The organism is Pseudomonas sp. PVC-5-1, assembly GCF_057444345.1.
On record NZ_CM172024.1, the window covers coordinates 5552666 to 5569348 of the forward strand.

17 protein-coding genes and 1 pseudogene are annotated in these 16683 nt (G+C 59.7%); 10 read left to right on the top strand and 8 right to left on the bottom strand.

The features are described 5' to 3' along the window. The first annotated feature begins 5 nt into the window (after window positions 1-5). From lysA to AC2T3R_RS25370, 5 genes are read left to right on the top strand one after another with little or no spacing between them, the layout of a single operon-like run. Window positions 6-1253 (top strand): diaminopimelate decarboxylase, encoded by a 1248-nt coding sequence (gene lysA / locus AC2T3R_RS25350; protein ID WP_015272250.1) that lies wholly within the window; start codon window positions 6-8, stop codon window positions 1251-1253. 4 nt (window positions 1254-1257) lie between these two features. After that, on the top strand, window positions 1258-2088 hold the full coding sequence (dapF, locus tag AC2T3R_RS25355) for a diaminopimelate epimerase (RefSeq protein ID WP_013974744.1): 831 nt from the start codon (window positions 1258-1260) through the stop codon (window positions 2086-2088). Window positions 2089-2101: 13 nt separating this feature from the next. Then, window positions 2102-2812 (top strand): DUF484 family protein, encoded by a 711-nt coding sequence (locus tag AC2T3R_RS25360; RefSeq protein WP_015272252.1) that lies wholly within the window; start codon window positions 2102-2104, stop codon window positions 2810-2812. Next, entirely contained in the window at window positions 2812-3711 is a 900-nt protein-coding gene (gene xerC, locus AC2T3R_RS25365; protein WP_015272253.1) for a tyrosine recombinase XerC, read from the top strand. The genes AC2T3R_RS25360 and xerC overlap by 1 nt, the downstream gene beginning before the upstream one ends. Continuing rightward, on the top strand, window positions 3708-4403 hold the full coding sequence (locus AC2T3R_RS25370) for an HAD family hydrolase (protein WP_486744414.1): 696 nt from the start codon (window positions 3708-3710) through the stop codon (window positions 4401-4403). The genes xerC and AC2T3R_RS25370 overlap by 4 nt, the downstream gene beginning before the upstream one ends. 180 nt (window positions 4404-4583) lie before the next feature. On the opposite strand, the gene sutA is transcribed toward AC2T3R_RS25370, so the two are convergent. The 3 genes from sutA to glnK all read right to left on the bottom strand — a co-directional run bounded on the left by sutA (window position 4584) and on the right by glnK (window position 7059). Then, complete coding sequence (sutA, locus tag AC2T3R_RS25375) at window positions 4584-4913, bottom strand: transcriptional regulator SutA (protein ID WP_013974748.1); 330 nt, start codon at window positions 4911-4913, stop codon at window positions 4584-4586. 429 nt (window positions 4914-5342) lie between these two features. Next, window positions 5343-6674, bottom strand: coding sequence for an ammonium transporter (locus tag AC2T3R_RS25380; protein ID WP_410951494.1), 1332 nt, complete (start codon window positions 6672-6674; stop codon window positions 5343-5345). A gap of 46 nt (window positions 6675-6720) precedes the next feature. Continuing rightward, a complete protein-coding gene (gene glnK, locus AC2T3R_RS25385) occupies window positions 6721-7059 on the bottom strand; it encodes a P-II family nitrogen regulator (protein ID WP_002555808.1) in 339 nt (112 codons plus the stop codon). A gap of 515 nt (window positions 7060-7574) precedes the next feature. Between glnK and AC2T3R_RS25390 the strand changes: the two genes are divergently transcribed. The 4 genes and pseudogenes from AC2T3R_RS25390 to AC2T3R_RS25405 all read left to right on the top strand — a co-directional run bounded on the left by AC2T3R_RS25390 (window position 7575) and on the right by AC2T3R_RS25405 (window position 10756). Further along, window positions 7575-7841 (top strand): accessory factor UbiK family protein, encoded by a 267-nt coding sequence (locus AC2T3R_RS25390; RefSeq protein WP_015272255.1) that lies wholly within the window; start codon window positions 7575-7577, stop codon window positions 7839-7841. Beyond that, window positions 7842-8195: a gamma-glutamylcyclotransferase family protein gene (locus AC2T3R_RS25395; protein ID WP_023662910.1), complete on the top strand. Its 354-nt coding sequence runs from the start codon at window positions 7842-7844 to the stop codon at window positions 8193-8195. Between the two features lie 162 nt (window positions 8196-8357). After that, window positions 8358-8999: pseudogene (locus AC2T3R_RS25400) on the top strand (magnesium chelatase domain-containing protein); the annotation flags it as partial. Between the two features lie 44 nt (window positions 9000-9043). After that, window positions 9044-10756 carry a recombinase family protein gene (locus tag AC2T3R_RS25405; protein ID WP_486744415.1) on the top strand — a complete coding sequence of 571 codons (1713 nt, stop codon included), beginning with the start codon at window positions 9044-9046 and terminating at the stop codon, window positions 10754-10756. A gap of 197 nt (window positions 10757-10953) precedes the next feature. Here AC2T3R_RS25405 and AC2T3R_RS25410 read toward each other — a convergent pair whose 3' ends face one another. The 5 genes from AC2T3R_RS25410 to AC2T3R_RS25430 all read right to left on the bottom strand — a co-directional run bounded on the left by AC2T3R_RS25410 (window position 10954) and on the right by AC2T3R_RS25430 (window position 15599). Beyond that, window positions 10954-11160: a hypothetical protein gene (locus AC2T3R_RS25410; protein ID WP_486744416.1), complete on the bottom strand. Its 207-nt coding sequence runs from the start codon at window positions 11158-11160 to the stop codon at window positions 10954-10956. Between the two features lie 44 nt (window positions 11161-11204). Further along, window positions 11205-11750 carry a recombinase family protein gene (locus tag AC2T3R_RS25415; RefSeq protein ID WP_486744417.1) on the bottom strand — a complete coding sequence of 182 codons (546 nt, stop codon included), beginning with the start codon at window positions 11748-11750 and terminating at the stop codon, window positions 11205-11207. Between the two features lie 461 nt (window positions 11751-12211). Next, window positions 12212-13741, bottom strand: a complete 1530-nt coding sequence (locus tag AC2T3R_RS25420) for a hypothetical protein (protein WP_486744418.1) — start codon at window positions 13739-13741, stop codon at window positions 12212-12214. Continuing rightward, the gene (locus AC2T3R_RS25425) at window positions 13707-13886 is read right to left on the bottom strand and encodes a hypothetical protein (RefSeq protein ID WP_486744419.1); all 180 of its coding nucleotides are present in this window, start codon (window positions 13884-13886) and stop codon (window positions 13707-13709) included. Before AC2T3R_RS25425 ends, AC2T3R_RS25420 begins: the two co-directional genes overlap by 35 nt. 327 nt (window positions 13887-14213) lie before the next feature. Beyond that, window positions 14214-15599, bottom strand: a complete 1386-nt coding sequence (locus AC2T3R_RS25430; RefSeq protein WP_486744420.1) for a hypothetical protein — start codon at window positions 15597-15599, stop codon at window positions 14214-14216. Window positions 15600-15764: 165 nt separating this feature from the next. Here AC2T3R_RS25430 and AC2T3R_RS25435 point away from each other — a divergent pair, with 165 nt between their 5' ends. Next, complete coding sequence (locus tag AC2T3R_RS25435) at window positions 15765-16673, top strand: YifB family Mg chelatase-like AAA ATPase (RefSeq protein ID WP_486745308.1); 909 nt, start codon at window positions 15765-15767, stop codon at window positions 16671-16673. Window positions 16674-16683 lie beyond the last annotated feature (10 nt).

A 16683-nucleotide genomic window follows, 5' to 3' on the forward strand; every position in this document is an offset into this window, starting at 1 on the left:
ACCAGATGAACGCTTTCAACTACCGCGACGGCGAGCTGTTCGCGGAAGGCGTGGGCCTGTCGGCCATCGCCGAACGCTACGGCACCCCTACCTACGTGTATTCGCGCGCCCACATCGAGGCCCAGTACCGTAGCTACGCCGATGCACTGCAAGGCACCGAGCACCTGGTATGTTTCGCGGTCAAGGCCAACTCCAACCTTGGCGTGCTGAACGTGCTGGCACGCCTGGGCGCAGGCTTTGACATCGTCTCTGGCGGTGAGCTGGAGCGCGTGCTGGCCGCTGGCGGCCGTGCCGACCGCGTGGTGTTCTCCGGTGTCGGCAAGACCCGCGAGGACATGCGCCGTGCCCTGGAAGTCGGCGTGCACTGCTTCAACGTCGAATCCACCGACGAACTGGAGCGCCTGCAGGTAGTGGCCGCCGAGATGGGCAAGGTTGCCCCGGTCTCGCTGCGGGTCAACCCGGACGTCGACGCCGGTACCCACCCGTACATCTCCACCGGCCTGAAAGAGAACAAGTTCGGCATCGCCATCGCCGACGCCGAGGCCATCTACGTGCGGGCCGCGCAGTTGCCGAACCTGGAAGTGGTCGGCGTCGACTGCCACATCGGTTCGCAGCTGACCACCGTCGAGCCTTTCCTCGATGCCCTTGACCGCCTGCTGGTGCTGGTCGACCGCCTGGCCGAGTGCGGCATCCATCTGCGCCACCTGGACCTGGGTGGCGGCGTCGGCGTGCGTTACCGCGATGAGGAGCCGCCGCTGGTGGCCGACTACATCAAGGCGATCCGCGAGCGCGTCGGCGACCGCGACCTGGCCCTGGTGTTCGAGCCGGGCCGCTACATCGTGGCCAACGCCGGCGTCCTGCTGACCCGCGTGGAATACCTCAAGCACACCGAACACAAGGACTTCGCCATCATCGATGCGGCGATGAACGACCTGATCCGCCCGGCCCTGTACCAGGCCTGGATGGGTGTCAGCGCGGTCAAGCCACGCGCAGGCGAAGGCCGTGCCTACGACCTGGTCGGTCCTATCTGCGAGACTGGCGACTTCCTCGGCAAGGACCGCGTGCTGAACCTGGCCGAAGGTGACCTGCTGGCCGTACAGTCCGCAGGCGCCTATGGTTTTGTCATGAGCTCCAACTACAACACCCGTGGCCGTTGCGCTGAAATCCTGGTCGACGGCGACCAGGCCTTCGAAGTACGCCGCCGCGAGACCATCGCCGAATTGTACGCTGGCGAAAGCCTGCTGCCGGAGTAAGCCCATGCTGCTGCGTTTTACCAAGATGCATGGGCTGGGCAACGACTTCATGGTCCTCGACCTGGTCAGCCAGCACGCGCACATCCAGCCCAAGCACGCCAAGCAATGGGGTGACCGCCACACCGGCATCGGCTTCGACCAGTTGCTGATCGTCGAAGCGCCGAACAACCCGGAAGTGGACTTCCGCTACCGCATTTTCAATGCCGACGGCTCCGAGGTCGAGCAGTGCGGCAACGGTGCGCGCTGCTTCGCCCGCTTCGTGCTGGACAAGCGCCTGACCGCGAAAAAGCGCATCCGCGTGGAAACCAAGAGCGGCATCATCGAGCTGGACGTGCAGAACGACGGCCAGATCAGTGTCGACATGGGCCCACCGCGCTTCATCCCTGCCGAAATCCCCTTCGTCGCCGACGAGCAGGCGCTGAACTACCCACTGGAAGTCGACGGCCAGGTGCATTCGATTGCCGCCGTGTCCATGGGTAACCCGCATGCCGTGCTGCGTGTCGACGACGTGCGTACCGCCCCTGTGCATGAGCTGGGCCCGAAGATCGAAAACCACCCACGCTTCCCGCAGCGGGTAAATGCCGGCTTCCTCCAGGTCATCGACCGCCACCGCGCCAACCTGCGGGTGTGGGAACGTGGTGCGGGCGAAACCCAGGCCTGCGGCACCGGCGCCTGCGCCGCCGCCGTGGCGGCGATCAGCCAGGGCTGGATGGACTCCCCGGTATCCCTCGACCTGCCCGGTGGCCGCCTGCACATCGAGTGGGCCGGCCCCGGCAAGCCCGTGCTGATGACTGGCCCAGCCGTACGCGTCTACGAAGGACAGGTTCGTCTCTAAGCGAGTAACCGCCATGACCGATCAGCCCCAGGTTGTACCCCAGCAGTCCGCCGAGCTCGATGCCGAAGCGGTGGTCGCCTACCTGCGCGCCCACCCCACCTTCTTCGCCGAGCACGACGAGTTGCTGATCGAACAACGCATCCCTCACCAGCGTGGCGACAGCGTGTCGCTGGTGGAGCGCCAGCTCAAGTTGCTGCGCGACCGCAACATCGAGATGCGCCACCGCCTGTCGCAACTGATGGACGTGGCCCGCGACAACGATCGGCTTTTCGACAAGACCCGCCGGCTGATCCTCGACCTGCTCGACGCCGGCAGCCTGGAGGAAGTGGTGATGGCAGTCGAAGACAGCCTGCGCCAGGAATTCCAGGTGCCCTTCGTCAGCCTGATCCTGTTCGGCGAAAACGTCGCGCCGGTCGGGCGCTGGGTGAGCAACGCCGAAGCGCAGCAGGCCATCGGTGCCCTGCTGGGTGGCGGCAAGACGGTCAGCGGCAACCTGCGCGAGCACGAGCTGGCCTTCCTGTTCGGTGAAGAACAGCGCCGGGAAGTGGGCTCCAGCGCCGTGGCTGCCCTGGAATACCAGGGCCTGCACGGGGTGCTGGCGATCGGCAGCCGCGACCCGCAACACTACAAGAGCAGCGTCGGCACCTTGTTCCTTGGCTACATTGCCGAGGTGCTTGGCCGCGTTGTGCCACGCGTTACCCAGACCCTGCGCCCGGTACGCTGATGGAACGCCAGCTGGAGGCTTATTGCGCACACCTGCGCAACGAGCGCCAGGTGTCCGAGCACACCTTGCTGGGCTACCGTCGCGACCTGGACAAGGTGGTCGCCTACTGCAAAGAACATGGCATTACCGGTTGGGAGGCGCTGCAGATCCAGCAGCTGCGCCAGCTGATCGCCCGCCAGCACCACCACGGCCAGTCCTCGCGCAGCCTGGCCCGGCTGCTGTCGGCGGTGCGTGGCCTGTACCGCTATCTCAACCGCGAAGGCCTGTGCCAGCACGACCCGGCCAGCGGCCTGAGCCCGCCCAAGGGCGAACGCCGGCTGCCCAAGGTGCTGGACACCGACCGCGCCCTGCAACTGCTGGATGGCGGTGTCGACGATGACTTCATCGCCCGTCGTGACCAGGCCATCCTCGAACTGTTCTATTCGTCGGGCCTGCGCCTGTCCGAGCTGACCAACCTCGACCTCGATCACCTGGACCTCGCCGCCGGCCTGGTGCAGGTGCTGGGCAAGGGCGGCAAGGCCCGCGTGCTGCCGGTCGGCCGCAAGGCCCGCGAGGCATTGCAGGCCTGGTACCGCCTGCGCGGCATCGGCAACCCGCGCGACCGCGCGGTTTTCATCACCCGCCAAGGCAACCGCATCAGCCCACGGGCCGTTCAGCAACGGGTGAAGGCGGCCGGTGAGCGCGAGCTGGGCCAGCACCTGCACCCACACATGCTTCGCCATTCCTTCGCCAGCCACGTGCTGGAATCGTCCCAGGACCTGCGCGCGGTGCAGGAGATGCTCGGCCACGCCGACATCGGCACCACGCAGATCTACACCCACCTGGACTTCCAGCACCTGGCCGCGGTGTACGACAGCGCCCACCCTCGGGCCAAACGCAGCAAAGGCACAGACTCATGAGCATCAAGCTGATCACCTTCGACCTCGACGACACCCTGTGGGATACCGCGCCGGTGATTGCCAGCGCGGAAGTCGTGCTGCGCGACTGGCTCGAAGCCAACGCCCCGATCCTTGGCGGCGTACCGGTGGAGCACCTGTTCGCCATTCGCGAGCGCCTGGTACAAGCCGAACCCGGCCTGAAGCACCGTATCAGCGCCCTGCGTCGACGGGTGCTGTTTCATGCCCTGGAAGAAGTCGGCTACAGCGAAAAACATGCGCAGGAGCTGGCCAACGAAGGTTTCGAAGTATTCCTGCATGCCCGCCACCAGGTGGAGATTTTCCCGGAGGTGCAGCCGGTGCTGGAGATCCTGCGCCATCACTACACCTTGGGCGTGGTCACCAACGGCAATGCCGACGTAAGCCGGCTGGGGCTGGCGGACTATTTCCGCTTTGCCCTGTGTGCCGAAGACCTCGGCATCGGCAAGCCGGACCCGGCGCCGTTCCACGAAGCCCTGCGCCGCGGTGACGTGGAGGCCAGCGCAGCGGTGCACATCGGTGACCACCCGGGCGATGACATTGCCGGCGCCCAGCGCGCCGGGCTGCGGGCGGTGTGGTTCAACCCCCAGGGCAAGGCGTGGGTAGGCGAACAGGCGCCTGATGCCGAGATCCAGCGCCTGTCGCAGTTACCCGACATCCTCGCGCGCTGGCGCTGACAGGCGCCGCTTCGCGGCCCATTCGCGGGCACGCCCGCTCCCACAGGTTTACTGCCCTCTCAGCTTCTGCGCGATCCCAGTGGGAGCGGGCGAGCCCGCGAAGAGGCCGGCACAGGCAACACAAAACAGACAGGCACAAAAAAGCCCGCAGCGACGGCGGGCTTTTTTTCGATCAGCCACTCAGATAGGGCGGCTGCCGTACTTGTTGTCCGGCTTCTTGGGCGGATCGGCGACCACGTTGGCCTCGACTTCCTGAACCTTGCCGCCGCGAGCGAGGAACTCTTCCATGGCCTTGGCCAGGGCGTCACGCTCCTTCTGCTTGGCTTCCATGCTCGGCATCTCGTCTACCGAGACCGCGGCCTTGGATTTGCCCTTGGCAGCGGGTGCCGGGCTGCTGTCGTCATCGCCAGCGTCTTCGGCACCATCATCAGCTGCCGCTTCGAGGCCTTCATCGCCCTCGTCTTCGTCGCCTACTTCGAGGTCATCATTTTCCAGATCGTCGTCGCTCATGTTCTACCTCATGACTTGCGAAAAGCAGGTTAGTTATAGACCAGTGCAGCCGTAGACCGGCAGCCACCAGTGAAAATTCAACTGGCCGTGGGTTAGGCCACTGCCCTAGGGTCGGCGCTCCTGATGGGAGGCGGCACCCAGCAGACCCTGCTCCTGGCAGGACCTGACAAATCCTTTAGCCCCTGCTGGCCACACGCTATTGGCAAGCCTAGCAAAGGCTGGCGAAGCGTGTGGACTACTCGTCAAACACCCTTCGGCGCGCATTCTAGCGCGCCAGCAGAAAAAGCAAAGCACCATGAATGCTCTGCGTTTTGTAAGATTTCCGCCTACGTCGCGAACGTGTCGGATAAACCGTTTGCCGTGCGGGAAATGCTAAAAATCTGGCAAAAAAATGCCCGGCAAGCCGGGCAAGTTTTTACCGCGTCGCAGTTACAGGTTGTAGCCGCGCTCGTTGTGCTGAGCCAGGTCGAGGCCGACCGACTCTTCTTCTTCGCTTGCCCGCAGGCCCATCACCACATCAAGCACCTTGAGAATCACGTAGGTGACGATGGCGGTGTAGACCACGGTGAAGATCACGCCCTTGGCCTGGATCCAGACCTGCATGCCGATGTCGGTGACGGTACCGAAGCCGCCCAGCGCCGGAGCTGCGAACACACCGGTGAGGATGGCGCCGACGATACCGCCGATGCCGTGCACGCCGAAGGCGTCCAGCGAGTCGTCATAGCCCAGCTTGCGCTTGAGGCTGGTGGCGCAGAAGTAGCAGACCACACCCGAGACCAGGCCGATCACCAGGGCACCCATGGGGCCTACGGTACCGGCAGCCGGGGTGATGGCGACCAGGCCGGCGACCACACCCGAAGCAATGCCCAGGGCACTCGGTTTTCCGTGACCGATCCACTCGGCGAACATCCAGCCCAGGGCCGCGGCGGCGGTGGCGATCTGGGTCACCAGCATGGCCATGCCGGCGGTGCCGTTGGCAGCCGCGGCAGAGCCTGCGTTGAAGCCGAACCAGCCGACCCACAGCATGGCCGCGCCCATCAGGGTATAGCCCAGGTTGTGCGGAGCCATCGGGGTGGTCGGGTAGCCCTTGCGCTTGCCCAGCACCAGGCAGCAGACCAGGCCAGCGATACCGGCGTTGATGTGCACCACGGTGCCGCCAGCGAAGTCAAGCACGCCCCAGTCCCACATCAGTGCACCGTCACCGCTCCAGACCATGTGCGCGATCGGCGCGTAGACCAGGGTGAACCAGATGCCCATGAACACCAGCATCGCGGAGAACTTCATGCGCTCGGCGAACGCACCGACGATCAGCGCCGGGGTGATGATGGCGAAGGTCATCTGGAAGGTGATGAATACCGCTTCAGGGAACAGCGCGGCAGCCGAGGTCAGGTTCGAGGGCGTGACGCCGCTGAGGAACGCCTTGGAGAAGCCACCGACGAAGGAATTGAAGTTGAGCACGCCCTTTTCCATACCGGTGGTATCGAAGGCCATGCTGTAGCCATAGACGACCCAGAGAATGCTCATAAGGCCAGTAATTGCAAAGCACTGCATCATTACCGACAGCACGTTCTTGGAACGCACCATGCCGCCATAGAACAGGGCCAGGCCCGGAATGGTCATGAACAGCACCAGCGCCGTTGCGGTGAGCATCCAGGCGGTGTCGCCGGAATTCAGCGCTGGGGCAGCTTCCTCTGCCAGGGCAAGCCCGGGCATTACGAGGGACAATAGGGCTCCTAGCCCTGCGATCTTACGCAGAGTCATGTTGTTTTCTCCTGGGGCGTTGGGTTTGGTGAGGCTTTGTTGCTGCTTAGATCGCGTCGGTATCGGTTTCGCCGGTACGGATACGGATCGCCTGCTCCAGATTCACCACGAAAATCTTGCCGTCACCGATCTTGCCGGTGTTGGCTGCCTTGGTGATGGCTTCGATTACCCGATCAAGGTCCTTGTCATCGATGGCGACATCGATCTTCACCTTGGGCAGGAAATCGACCACATATTCAGCACCGCGATACAGCTCGGTGTGGCCCTTCTGCCGACCGAAACCTTTGACTTCGGTGACGGTGATGCCCTGCACGCCGATTTCCGACAGCGACTCGCGCACGTCGTCCAGCTTGAACGGCTTGATGATGGCTGTGACTAGCTTCATGAAACTCTCTCCCGATTTGGTGGACTTGCCCCAGGAAAACAAACCCGTCTCAAGTCTAAGCGCAGCGGTTGGCTTTGTAACGCGTCGTCGGCATCCGGCTCCGCGTGCGCACTGCCTGGTCACAAGGAACTGCATCAGTGCATGGCTCGCACTGGTCTTTGCAGAAACCTTGCCAGTTCCGTCAAAGCTCGGGAAAACAGGGAGTTATGTGAATCAGTCGGGATTGGCCAGTCGCCAGCATGGGAAACATGCACAATTTCGGTGCGCTTCGACCTGCCGCATCGCTCGAAAAATGTGCAGTTTCAGATGAGCGCTGCTTTCTGTAGGAGCGGCCTTGTGTCGCGATAGGGGAGCGAAGCGCCCCCACGATTTGTGCCTGGATACTGATATCGCTGGGGCCGCTGTGCGGCCCTTTCGCGACACAAGGCCGCTCCTACACGAGCCAGCGACGAGGCCGGATGCTCATGCATGCGTGCTACACTGCCGGCCATTTCCCAGTATCAGTGGACAGCCCCATGCTCGCGCCCAAAGCCCTTCTCGATGCCCTGAGCGACCAGGCATCGCGCCTGTTCAGCAGCGATACCGCCCAGCCCCGCGCCGAACTGGAAAGTCAGTTCAAGGTGCTGATGCAAGGTGCCTTCAGCAAGCTGGACCTGGTCAGCCGCGAAGAATTCGACAGCCAGATGGTCGTACTGGCGCGCACCCGCGCACGCCTGGAGGCTTTGGAAAAACAAGTGGCCGAGCTGGAAGCCCGGCTGAACCCGACCCCACAGGATGAGTAAATGCAACCCTCCAGCGCATACCCGGTACTGTTGTTTTCCTACGGCACCTTGCAGGACAAGGCCGTGCAGCTCGCCAACTTCGGCCGCGAACTGAGCGGCCAGGCCGACCGCATGCTGGGCTACCGCCAGGACTGGGTCGAGATCACCGATCCGGCCGTGCTGGCAGCCAGCGGCAAGTCCCATCACCCTATCGTCGCTCCCAGCAGCCAGGCAGACGACAGCGTGGCCGGCATGGTCTTCCAGATCAGCGAAGAAGAGCTGGCAGCGGCGGATCGCTATGAAGTCGCTGACTACAAGCGCGTGGCCGTAACGCTCGCATCGGGCCTGACCGCCTGGGTTTATGTACGCGCCTGAGCCCTTCCGGCGCACAGCAGGCACGAACCCGACGGGTTGACAATGCAGGGGAAACCCCTGCCTGAAAAACCAGGACGCACACTTCTTTCGCCGGCCCGGGCCGTGCTCGCTATTCTTGCAAAGCCGCAGGAAGCGGCCCTCTTCAGCGACAACGGAGCGTCCATGTCCCTAGCCCTCGTCCACAGCCGCGCCCAGGTGGGCGTGCAGGCACCGGCGGTCAGCGTCGAAACCCACCTGGCCAACGGCTTGCCCCATCTCACGCTGGTCGGTCTGCCGGAAACCACGGTCAAAGAGAGCAAGGACCGGGTACGCAGCGCCATCGTCAACTCCGGTTTGAACTACCCGCAGCGGCGCATCACCCAGAACCTCGCCCCCGCCGACCTGCCCAAGGATGGCGGGCGCTATGACCTGGCAATTGCCCTGGGTATCCTCGCCGCCGATGGCCAGGTACCAACGGCCACCCTTGCCGAGGTCGAATGCCTGGGCGAACTGGCGCTGTCTGGCAAGTTGCGCCCGGTGCAGGGCGTGTTGCCCGCAGCACTGGCGGCACGCGAAGCAGGCCGGGCGCTGGTGGTGCCGCGGGAGAATGCCGAGGAAGCCAGCCTGGCAGGCGGGCTGGTGGTGTATGCGGTGGGGCACCTGCTGGAACTGGTCGCCCACCTGAACGGCCAGGTGCCATTGCCACCGTATGCCGCCAACGGCCTGATCCTGCAGCAACGTCCGTACCCGGACCTGAGCGAAGTGCAGGGCCAACTGGCGGCCAAGCGTGCGCTGCTGCTAGCGGCGGCCGGGGCGCACAACCTTTTTAAGTTGTGGGATAATACACCAACGCCACCAGGACCAGACCGATGAAGCCGAAAGCCTACAGTTACATCCGTTTCAGTACCCCCGAACAGGCGAAGGGAGATAGCTACAGGAGGCAACGGGCGGCAGCAGAGGCGTACTGCGTCGAAAACGGCTTGGAACTGGCCGACACGAAGGAATACTTGTTCTTCGACCACGGACGATGCGCGTACAAGGCGAAACACCTGGACGACACCGCTGATTTCGGGCGATTCCTGAGTTACGTTGATAACGGGGACATTCCAGCTGGAAGTTACTTGATCGTCGAAAGCCTGGATCGACTTGGCCGCGATGCAGTGAGAACTGCCCTACCCCGCTTTCTCCAATTGCTAGGCAAGGGTATCCGCATCTACACAAGCATCGACAAACACCTGTACACGGAGAACTACGAGCTGTCGGACATAGTTATCTCGATAGTTTCAATGTCTCGGGCGCATGAAGAATCCAGCACCAAAGGCAAACGGGTAGCCGCCGCCTGGAAGAATAAGCGGTCGCTTGCACGGGAAAGTAAGACTCCGCTCGGGGCCGCCTGCCCGTACTGGTTGAAGCTTGTGGACGGCGTTTACCAGCCGGTGCAAGAGCGCGTGGAGGTAGTCCGCCGCATATTCGACATGACGATCCAGGGATACGGCCAAGCGGTGATTTCTCGCCACCTGAACCAAGACAATGTGCCCGTGTTCGGCAGCACGCGGTCAACGACAGAGAAGCCCCGGAACAAAAGTGGCCTATGGGGCACTAGCTCCGTAGAGAAAATCCTGAACAACCGGGCCCTGCTGGGCGAATACCAACCGACGCACCTTGTAGGCCAAGTGCGGGAGAACGACGGCGATCCAGTGGAAGGCTTTTACCCGGAAATCATCACCCCGGATTTGTTCCTGCAAGCCAAGGCCGCACGCGAGCAGCGAAAGACGGCAGGGGCGACAAAGCAGTCGAAGAACTTCAACGTATGGCAGGGCCTGGCCAAGTGCTACCTATGCGGCGATGCGATGCACCTGATTAACAAGGGGCGCCAGCCCAAGGGGTACACGTACCTACAGTGCTACTCAGCGAAGAAAGGCATTTGCCGTAGCGGCAGTATTCGGATCGAGCAGACGGAGTCCATATTCAAGGAAATCCTGGCCAACGTGGACAGCATGTCGCTGGTTCACGGGAGAAGCGCTGAAATCCGCAGGAGCCTGGAAGTTGCAGACGGCAAGCTGGCGGAAATAGCCAGCAAACTGGAGGCGGCAATTGAAGGTCAATCAGCTTTTCCATCGGTCGCCGGTGCGAAACTACTGCATGAACGTGAGCAGGAGCATACTCACTCACTGACTCTACGGGACGAACTTAGACAGCAGCTTGCATCACACCGCGTCATCAGCCGAGAAGACTTTTTTCGGCAGATCGATCTTGTGACCTACGAAGGCAGGGCCGCTGCTAACAGCCTTCTGAAACGCCTGGGTTTGCAAGTTCTGTTCAGGCGTCACAACCCGAGTCGCTGCCAATGCTGGGTACTGGACAAGTCTGACGAAGCGGTTACAGACGAGGTACAGCAGATGCTGTTCAGCGTGATGTACGAGGACGGCCATGCCACTACCCAACCACTTGACCCCGATATCTACGGCAGGCAGGTCGAGCAGGGGCTAACCACAACAGAAGCCGCGATGCGTGAGCAGGAAGAAGAAGGAATCAGCTGGCACTTCTTTGGCGGCAAACTTTCCCAAGGCCGGAATACCTGAAAATTTTTTCCGGCACCTTGCCCCTGGCGAAAGTGGGCACCCGAAAAGCTGGCCAAACTATCACGGCGGGGATTGGGGGAATCGGTGAAAACTGGCCAACTGCCGGTCGGTGCTAAGAGCCATTCCTGTACCAAGTGCGTGGCCTGGCCGGAAAAAATGAAATATGACAGGCATAGAAAAGCCCCGCCGTGGCGAGGCTAGTTGCGAAGGCGTTCTATCGTTGAGGCGATGGCATCGGCGTTAGTGTCGAGGGCCTGGAGCGCCACCATCGCGTTCTGAAACGTGTTCTCTGACCCCCTGGCTCGTAGCCATAGGGCGATTTCTTCAACGCTGGCCCGTATGGCCTGCTGGTTCATATGCAGCGCTTCTAGGGCGTCCGCTACTGCCGCGTTCTGGTCGTCCATGTTCCGTCCTCAAGGTGGGTAGGCAACGCATCCTATGGCGCCTGTTAGGCGCTGGCTTTCATTGCACGTTGTACGGTGCTCAGGCTTACGCCAAGGCTTTCTGCGGCCTTGCGGAACGATAGCCCACCACTGACAGCGGCACGTATTGCTTCGTCATCCACGGTCTTCGTGCGGCCCTTATATACGCCTTTCTCCTTGGCCTTGGCGATGCCTTCTCGCTGGCGTTCCTTAATCATCGCACGCTCGAACTGGGCCACCGCTCCCATCATCGACAGCATAAGTTGCTGGGTCGGATTGTCCTCGCCGGTGAACTCCAACTGTTCCTTGTGGAAGCGGATGTGGATACCACGCTTGGTTAGGTCTTCCACCAGCTTGAGCAGGTCGGCCAGGGAGCGGGCTAGGCGGTCGATGGAGTGAACAACGACGGTATCCCCCTCCCGCACGTACTCAAGCATCGCCTGGAGTTGGGGGCGGTCAGTCGTAGCACCGCTCACCTTCTCAGTGAAAACCTTGTCCAGGGCGATACCGTCAAGCTGCCGCTCCGTGTTCTGGTCAACCGAGCTAACGCGAATGTACCCGACCTTTGCCATTTCCCTGCCCTCTGTATTCATTTGCTTCTAGATGCTGTGAGTGTGCATGTATTCAAATTCTAAATCAAGGCAAATGAATACGGAAAATGGCGGGGTGGTGTATTCAGCCAGCTGTATTCCCACGGGTAAACCTGAATGAATACGGGTTGGCTTTCCTACGGGCGTAAAAATGCCCCGCTTGGTGGCGGGGCAATGGCACGGGGAGTCGGCGGAACGGCTGGGGCAGGAAAACCCCTGCCAGGGGCTGGGGCAAGTTGGGATGCAACAGGCAGCAGGGGCTTGCAATGTAAAATCCTACCAATTCAGTCGGATATTACGTGAAAGGAACGACTTGCTTAACCCCGCCGCCAGCAATCCCTTGGAAATAGGGGCTTGTAGGCGTGTAAGGGCTTGCAAGGGGCAGTACCTCCCCTCACGGGGGCTAGTTATCGCCTAGTTATGCGGTAGTTATTTCGGGGTTTTTATGCAGCCTGTTGCAGCGCCACTGGCGAGAACTCTAACCATTGCGGGAACCGCTTAAACGCAATGTTCGACCACCGGCTCGGCCGATTTCGAAAATCCTGGCGAGCGCTCTCGACTGCCTTATCAAGGTCTACCAACATTGCGTCTTGAGCATCGAGAATTTGTGTCTCGGTGCACATACCGGCGTCCAGCAACGCCCGCCAGGTTGGTTCAAACGTGGCGTACAAGTTGTCGATGTAGCCTAGCCAAGTTGAGCCACTGGCTTCCCAGCTCCACTGATCCGGGGCTGCGACTACCGGCGCCAGGTTTTGCACAACAAGCCGTTTCATCAACCGATTCCGGATATGGTCAAGGTCGATATCCAGCCCTTGTAGCGCCATCTGAGCCGTTGCGATGATTCCGGGTTTCAACTCCTTGCCCTTCGGGTCGTATACACCGTTAAGCAGCGTTCCCAGATCATCAGTCAGAACCTGAGCGGGAGCCCGCCAAGGACGATCATGGTGCAGGTGCAACAGGGGCGACCATGTAGCGTTACCCGTCTTGTGAAAGCGAGTTCGGGCCGTGCCCTGGTTATCGTTGATCTGGACGAGGTAGATGCCCAACAAACGCACCAGCTTTAACATTTCCTTGCAGTTGGCCCGGTGTTGCCCGTCCGGCAGCAGGTCGGAGAAACGGGCAAGTTCGTCGTGCAGCACGCCCAAGTCTGAATCTGCTGGGCAATTGCCAACGGCAAAGGCTTTACTACCAAGCCTGCCATTCTGGATCGCATCGAGGGATTGCAGCTCATCCAGCTTGAGGGCTTCAAGTTCCGCTTTGGTGTACAGGCGGTCTAGTGGTTCGTATAGCTCGTCGCCCTGGTGCTTAAATACTGCCCCGGCGAGGCGAAGGCGCTGTGTGCGTTGCGGGATGTTTTCCAGTTCATCCAGAAATGTGTCCAGCTCAGAGCCAAGGAAACTAGCAAGTTTTTGTAGCACCTGGTCCTGCGTCATATCGTCAGTGATGTTCCACTTCCGCTTGCGAGCAGTTGCAGGGATTGAGGCACCGGCCCAGGTGTTTACCGGCTTGTTGCCCTGCTGTTGATTGAGTTTTGCAAGGCCGGTGAACAGGTTTTCTGGAATGGTTAGGCCGGTGCTGCCATCACGACCGTTCAAGGGTTGAACGTGGCTCAGGTGGAACCGGTCTTTACCGTGCCCGCCTTCTACCCAGCCATACCGTTTCTTGCGGTAAATGTGCAGTTCGTAAAGCAGGTGCAGTCCAGCGGCATTGATGCCCTGGTAAGTCTGAACCGTTCCCGCCCGCTTGGCCTGGTCAAGTAGCCAGTAGCCGAAGGCACATTCAAGTAATCGCTGTTTGCGGTTCGCGACCTTCTTTTCCCTGGCCTTTAACTTGGGAGCCTTCTGCTGCCGTTCTGCTGCCTTTGCACAGCCGCTGCTGCATGTAGCCCGACCACCGGGTCTTCGTTTGAACATCACACCGCAATGGGTGCAAGGGTAATCAAGTTGGTTGTTGCTGTTCTGGGCTGCTGCCATTGGCGTCCACGCTTGCTGGGATCGAGTTGTTAAGGGTGGCCAGACTGATAAGCACGTTCAGGCCGTGGGTTGGGTTGGAAATGCCACGCGAGGCCATGAAGGCGAGCAGGCGTGCACTGGCGGTTTCGTTGAGTGAAATTCGCATGTGAAATCTTCCGAGAAGTTGAGTTTTAAAATCGTAAAGGCCGCGTGGCACTAGGCCTACAGCCAGAAATCGCGACAAATCCATACCCACCTGACCGACCGCGGAGCAGCAAAGTACGGCTACACCAGCGACCTTGTGGCGTGGTGGATGGGTGGCTTATAGGTTTGAGGTAGTGCGAGGAGGGAGGTGTCTAAGTTAGACCCTACGATGTATATCACGACTTTCGAATCTGTCAAGCCTTTCAGCAACAAAACTGAAAGACATTGTATTGAGTTGGTACCGCACGCATCGGAGGCAATTTCCACCGACGCGCGTGTCGATATGTAACTACAAGCCAATCTTACTTTCAATATAGCTTTGCAGTACTCCAGCAGCAACATCACCTATCTTTCCAGCCACGGAATAAACAAAGCCCTTCAAACGTTGCTTCGCCGCAATACGATCATCAGGCCTAGCGCTTTCATCATTTAACTCATGAACCGCAGATGCTAACACAGCCTTTTTTTCACCAGCTAAGGCTTCAATGACTTCTAACAACTCTTTCGCATCAGCACCCAAGTGCTGATCACCCAGAATTTGCTGTGCCACAACACCTTGAACCTTGTCGATTATTTGCGGATTGATATTAACAGTTAAATTATTTACCGCGTGCTGAATAGGCCTGCGATCAATTGCAAGGGTGGAAAGCACACTGTTCGGTAACGGAACGCTATCTTCTATCAACTGGTCAATTGCTTTCCAATCTCGCTCTGACCTAACATACTCAACAAGATCGGACTCAAGATTATGCTTTATCGAAAGCAATCGCCTTTCTCTTTCCTGCTTGATGTCGATATGAAGCCGTCTCGCTTCCCTACTATATCGCTCAACAATATTGAAAACCTCAACCTTGTTGAGATGCGATGACTCTAACAGCGCCTGTGCGCTTTGAGGGTTCGAAGCACATGTATCCATGAAGCTAGAGAACTCATTGAATTTCGCTGCAAGGGAGCTAGTTTCAATACCTCCCCCACCGAAAAATTCGTAGACAACTCCCTGATTTGTACGATATTGATCATGCCGGACATCCAACCCTGAAACTTTTTGAAGGTAGTCCCTGAATAGCTGGAACAATTTTTCAGCTTCGTTTGCCCACATCCTTTCAGACGGGACATAAATCCGAAAAATTAAATTGCTTTCCTGTCGTTCCACAAACGAAGAAGCTATAACCACTAACTCCACATTTTTTTGATATGGAACAACCTCTACACCATATGACGTCAATAACGACATGACCTCCTGCCTAACTTCTGCTGGTGGCGGAATAAAATCAGGCGCCACTTCATACTCAAACTCATACTCCTCGAACAGTTCTGGATCATAATACTTAGGCACTACAACTTCTTTGTGCCGACCTGCGAGAATGGATTCATGAGCCAAAAACAAATTGGGCTTTGCAGTTATTTCTTTCAACAACCTATCTTTAACCCCATCATACTCCCGATGGCAAAGCACATGAAAGCTTGCAATGGTCAACTTGACCACAACACAAGAAACTTCGTACTCTTTAAAGATATCAATTATTTTTTCCCAGTTTTCCGGCCTCGACTCCAGCATTTTCCTTTTATAGTAAGTGCCTACCGTTCTTAGCTGAGCGGTAACACCCTCGGAGTCCGCGTTGCCTATGAACAAAACAATTTTCTTTTTAAATGCGTTTTTCTTAGTAGTGCTCATTATTTCCTCTCGAGACCAGTCCCTATATAACCACTTCCGTCCAGCCGATGGATACGGAGACAAATTGCAATGTATCAGGCGGCAACACTGCGAGCATAATTGGAGATTAGCGCGTCAGTTGATACGAGAAAAGCTGTACCACATACGCTGATGCGGCTTACCTGAATAGGCACCCAGGCTGTCCCCAGTCAAACCCATATTGTTGGTGTAAAAGGTTACAACCTGTTGTTCACCGGGCCTCCCGGTACCGGCAAGACCTTGCTTGCCAGCCGCTTGCCGGGGCTGCTGCCACCACTGGACGAGCACGAAGCACTGGAAGTGGCGGCGATACAGTCGGTCAGCGGCCATACGCCACTGAGCAGCTGGCCGCAGCGGCCCTTCCGACATCCGCATCACTCCGCCTCCGGCCCGGCACTGGTCGGCGGCAGCAGCCGGCCGCAACCGGGCGAAATCACCCTCGCCCACCATGGCGTGCTGTTTCTGGATGAACTACCTGAGTTCGAGCGTCGCGTGCTGGAAGTGTTGCGCGAACCGCTGGAGTCGGGCGAGATCGTGATTGCCCGGGCCCGCGACAAGGTGCGCTTCCCCGCACGTTTCCAGCTGGTGGCGGCAATGAACCCCTGCCCTTGCGGCTACCTGGGCGACCCCACCGGCCGCTGCCGCTGTAGCACCGAGCAAATCGCGCGGTATCGCAACAAGCTGTCCGGGCCATTGCTGGACCGTATCGACCTGCACCTGACCGTGGCCCGGGAGAGCACCACGCTGAACAACCAGCCCTGCGGCGAGACCAGTGCCGATGTGGCGGCCAAGGTAGCCGAGGCACGTGAACTGCAACAGCGGCGGCAAGGGTGTGCGAATGCATTTCTCGACCTTGAGGGGTTGCGCTGCCATTGTGGGTTGGCGGCGGCGGACCAGGCCTGGTTGGAGGGGGCCTGTGAGCGGCTGACCCTGTCGTTACGTGCGGCTCACCGGTTACTGAAGGTGGCGCGGACGCTGGCGGATCTGGAAGGTAGCCAGGCAATTGGCCGGGCGCATCTGGCCGAGGCCCTCCAGTACCGGCCGGGGAGCAGTTAGATTGCCGGGG

Bases quoted from the DNA above. Each gene is read 5' to 3' on its own strand.
- dapF (WP_013974744.1), top strand. From the start codon at position 1,258: ATGCTGCTGCGTTTTACCAAGATGCATGGGCTGGGCAACGACTTCATG.
- AC2T3R_RS25390 (WP_015272255.1), top strand. From the start codon at position 7,575: ATGCTCGCGCCCAAAGCCCTTCTCGATGCCCTGAGCGACCAGGCATCG.
- AC2T3R_RS25410 (WP_486744416.1), bottom strand. From the start codon at position 11,160: ATGGACGACCAGAACGCGGCAGTAGCGGACGCCCTAGAAGCGCTGCAT.
- AC2T3R_RS25380 (WP_410951494.1), bottom strand. From the start codon at position 6,674: ATGACTCTGCGTAAGATCGCAGGGCTAGGAGCCCTATTGTCCCTCGTA.
- AC2T3R_RS25370 (WP_486744414.1), top strand. From the start codon at position 3,708: ATGAGCATCAAGCTGATCACCTTCGACCTCGACGACACCCTGTGGGAT.
- AC2T3R_RS25425 (WP_486744419.1), bottom strand. From the start codon at position 13,886: ATGCGAATTTCACTCAACGAAACCGCCAGTGCACGCCTGCTCGCCTTC.
- AC2T3R_RS25430 (WP_486744420.1), bottom strand. From the start codon at position 15,599: ATGAGCACTACTAAGAAAAACGCATTTAAAAAGAAAATTGTTTTGTTC.
- glnK (WP_002555808.1), bottom strand. From the start codon at position 7,059: ATGAAGCTAGTCACAGCCATCATCAAGCCGTTCAAGCTGGACGACGTG.
- xerC (WP_015272253.1), top strand. From the start codon at position 2,812: ATGGAACGCCAGCTGGAGGCTTATTGCGCACACCTGCGCAACGAGCGC.
- AC2T3R_RS25405 (WP_486744415.1), top strand. From the start codon at position 9,044: ATGAAGCCGAAAGCCTACAGTTACATCCGTTTCAGTACCCCCGAACAG.
- AC2T3R_RS25415 (WP_486744417.1), bottom strand. From the start codon at position 11,750: ATGGCAAAGGTCGGGTACATTCGCGTTAGCTCGGTTGACCAGAACACG.
- lysA (WP_015272250.1), top strand. From the start codon at position 6: ATGAACGCTTTCAACTACCGCGACGGCGAGCTGTTCGCGGAAGGCGTG.
- AC2T3R_RS25395 (WP_023662910.1), top strand. From the start codon at position 7,842: ATGCAACCCTCCAGCGCATACCCGGTACTGTTGTTTTCCTACGGCACC.
- AC2T3R_RS25420 (WP_486744418.1), bottom strand. From the start codon at position 13,741: ATGGCAGCAGCCCAGAACAGCAACAACCAACTTGATTACCCTTGCACC.
- sutA (WP_013974748.1), bottom strand. From the start codon at position 4,913: ATGAGCGACGACGATCTGGAAAATGATGACCTCGAAGTAGGCGACGAA.
- AC2T3R_RS25360 (WP_015272252.1), top strand. From the start codon at position 2,102: ATGACCGATCAGCCCCAGGTTGTACCCCAGCAGTCCGCCGAGCTCGAT.